The 2,924-nt window shown below is 65.2% G+C and carries 4 protein-coding genes and 1 pseudogene; 2 read left to right on the plus strand and 3 right to left on the minus strand.

Translation table 11 applies throughout. The features are described 5' to 3' along the window. On the minus strand, positions 1-936 hold a 936-nt coding region (locus tag A9X01_RS16530; protein ID WP_172832537.1), incomplete at its 3' end, for an ABC transporter permease. Positions 937-1,139: 203 nt separating this feature from the next. Between A9X01_RS16530 and A9X01_RS16535 the strand changes: the two genes are divergently transcribed. Then, positions 1,140-1,670, plus strand: a complete 531-nt coding sequence (locus A9X01_RS16535; protein WP_081282424.1) for a DUF3558 domain-containing protein — start codon at positions 1,140-1,142, stop codon at positions 1,668-1,670. An 11-nt stretch (positions 1,671-1,681) separates the two neighbouring features. Further along, positions 1,682-2,215 (plus strand): DUF3558 domain-containing protein, encoded by a 534-nt coding sequence (locus tag A9X01_RS16540; protein WP_065121779.1) that lies wholly within the window; start codon positions 1,682-1,684, stop codon positions 2,213-2,215. A 13-nt stretch (positions 2,216-2,228) separates the two neighbouring features. Here A9X01_RS16540 and A9X01_RS16545 read toward each other — a convergent pair whose 3' ends face one another. Continuing rightward, the gene (locus tag A9X01_RS16545) at positions 2,229-2,735 is read right to left on the minus strand and encodes a SixA phosphatase family protein (RefSeq protein ID WP_065121780.1); all 507 of its coding nucleotides are present in this window, start codon (positions 2,733-2,735) and stop codon (positions 2,229-2,231) included. A gap of 34 nt (positions 2,736-2,769) precedes the next feature. After that, a pseudogene (locus A9X01_RS31415) lies at positions 2,770-2,924 on the minus strand (HNH endonuclease signature motif containing protein); the annotation flags it as partial.

A 2,924-nucleotide genomic window follows, 5' to 3' on the forward strand; every position in this document is an offset into this window, starting at 1 on the left:
CAGCACCTCGGTGATGCGTTCGGCGCACACGGACGCTCGGGGCAGCACCACCAGCGTCATCGTTGCCATCAGCACCGCCATCAGGATCTGGGCGAAGTAGGCGAGGAAGGCGATCAGCGACCCGACCTGCATCTGACCCCGGTCGATGCGCAGCCCACCGAACCAGATCAGCGCGACGCTGGACAGGTTGATGGTCAGCGTGGTGACCGGAAGCATCAGCGCCTGCCAGTTGCCGGCGCTCAGCGCGGCGTTGGACAGCGCGAAGTTGGCCTTTGCGAATTTGTCCCGTTCGAAGTTCTCGCGGGTGAACGCCCGAACCACGCGGACACCGGAGAGTTGGTCGCGCAAAACCCGGTTGATGCCGTCGATCAGGCGCTGCATGCTGCGGAACAGCGGCAGCATGTGCGAGATGATCCAGAAGTTGGCGACCGCCATGACGGGCACGCTGACCAGCAGCAGCCAGGTCAGCGCGGCCTCTTGGTGGATGGCCATGACGACCCCGCCGACGCACATGATCGGCGCTGTCACCAACACGGTCGCCGTCATTTGCACCAGGAACACGATCTGGCGGACGTCGTTGGTGCTGCGGGTCAGCAACGTCGCCGCTCCGAAACGGGCCGTCTCTCGTTCGGAGAAGGTGATGACGTGTTCGAACATCGCCGCGCGGAGGTCGCGGCCGAAACCCGTCCCGGTGCGGGACCCGAGATAGGTGGCAGCCACGGCGCACAGCACCTGCAGTCCCGTGACCCCCAACATCACGCCGCCCAATCGGACGATGGCCGCGGTGTTGCCCTGGGCGACGCCGTCGTCGATGATCGCGGCGTTGACCGTGGGCAGATAAAGCGACGCCAGGGTGCTGATCGACTGCAGCGCCATCAGCGCGGCTACCAGCGGGCGGTATGGCCGGATGTACTGGCGCAGCAGTGCCAGGAGCATTGGGTAACTGTCGCATATTGGGCGGGCGGGGGGCCGCGGCACCGACGAGCTTGGGCCGGTGCGGCGCGGAATGCCGAAATGCCTGATCAGGTGGCGTGTCGGTGGTTGACCCGTGGGGCTGCCGCTACAGTGCATCGTGTGGGAGCAGCAGCAGCCTCAGGAATGGCCAGGTAGTGGTGCGGCGTAATTTGACGACGGTCCCGATGGCTCTACTGGTCTTGGTGGCTGTTCTTCTCGGACTTTCCGGGTGTTCGAGTTCCGGTGACAACAAGCCGGGCGCGACGGTTCCCTCGACGCCTGGCAACGCCGAGGGCAAACACGGCCCCTTCTTCCCGCAGTGCGGCGGCGTGACCGACGAGACCGTGACCCAGCTGACCAAGATCACCGGGCTGGTCAACACCGCCAAGAATTCCGTGGGTTGCCAGTGGCTGGCCGGTGGCGGCATCTCGGGCCCGCACTTCTCCTTCTCTTGGTACCGCGGCAGCCCGATCGGGCGAGAGCGAAAGACCGAGGAGTTGTCGCGCGCCAGCGTCGAAGACATCAACATCAATGGGCACGGCGGTTTCATCGCGGTGGGCAACGAGCCCAGCCTGGGCGATTCGCTGTGCGAAGTGGGCATCCAGTTCCAGGACGACTTCATCGAGTGGTCGGTGAGCTTCAGCCAGAAGCCTTTCCCGCCGCCGTGCGATATTGCCAAGGAATTGACCCGGCAATCGATTGCGAATTCGAAATGAGCCGCCGGAGTATGCGAGTCGTGGTCGCTGTGCTGGTCGCCGTGCTGATGGTGCTGACCGGGTGCTCGCGCTCGGTCGGTGGCACGCCGGTCAAGGCGGGCGGGGCCGGAGTGCCACGCAACGACAATTCCGAGCGGCAGTACCCGAACCTGCTCAAGGAGTGCGAGGTCCTGACCACCGACATCTTGGCCAAGACGGTGGGCGCGGACCCGTTGGACATCCAGAGCACGTTCGTCGGAGCCATCTGCCGGTGGCAGGCGGCCAACCCGGCGGGGCTGATCGACATCACCCGGTTCTGGTTCGAGCAGGGCAGTCTGAGCAACGAGCGCAAGGTGGCCGAGGGGCTGAAGTATCAGATCGAGACCCGGTCCATCCAGGGCATCGACTCGATCGTGATGCGCCCGAATGATCCCAATGGGTCGTGCGGTGTCGCCAGCGATGCGGCCGGAGTCGTGGGTTGGTGGATCAACCCGCAGGTGCCCGGCATCGATGCATGCGGGCAGGCGATAAAGCTGATGGAGCTGACGCTGGCGACCAACGCCTAGCGCGCAGTCAGGCCTAGCGCGGCACGTGGAAGTCGACCAGCGCCGCACCGCCGGGCGCCAGCTGCGACCAGTGGCCCGGGACGTTCAGGACGGCAATGCCGGAGGTCGGGTATTTCTCCGAGATACCTTCCACCGCAGCGTTATTGCTGGTGTCGGTATCGGCCAGAATAAGCGCCAACGAGGACGTCGTAGGTTCGTGGCCGACGACGAGCAAGGTGGTGACCTCGTCGCCGACTTTATTGATTTGCTCGATGACAACGCCGGGGGTGGCACCGTAGAGCTGCACGGCATAGCGGGCCGGGGCCTCGATCCCGGTGCACTCCAAGGTTTCCCGGGCCCGGGTGGCCGTGGAGCAAAGCACTGCGTCGATGGTGGGCAGGTTGGCGCGTAGCCAGTCCCCGGCCAGTCTGGCCTCACGAGTGCCCCGTGGCGCCAGCGGCCGGTCGTGGTCGGACACGCCACTGGGGTAGGCCGACTTCGCGTGGCGCATCAAGACAAGGTTCAGTTGTCGCTCGTCCATCGGACAAACGTTAGCTAGTGCCGATCCGGCGACGCTACGGTGCATCGTCATCGTCGTCGTCCGCGAACAGTCTTTCCGGGTGGTGGAAGGTGTTGATGCGGGGTTGGCCGTGGTCGAGGTGGGCCGGTGGGAGCCATTCGGTGTGGCCGCGGGTGTTTTTGCGGGTGGTCCAGCCTTTTTCGGCCAGTC

The organism is Mycobacterium asiaticum (assembly GCF_001668675.1).
GTDB classification, from domain to species: Bacteria; Actinomycetota; Actinomycetes; order Mycobacteriales; family Mycobacteriaceae; genus Mycobacterium; species Mycobacterium asiaticum_D.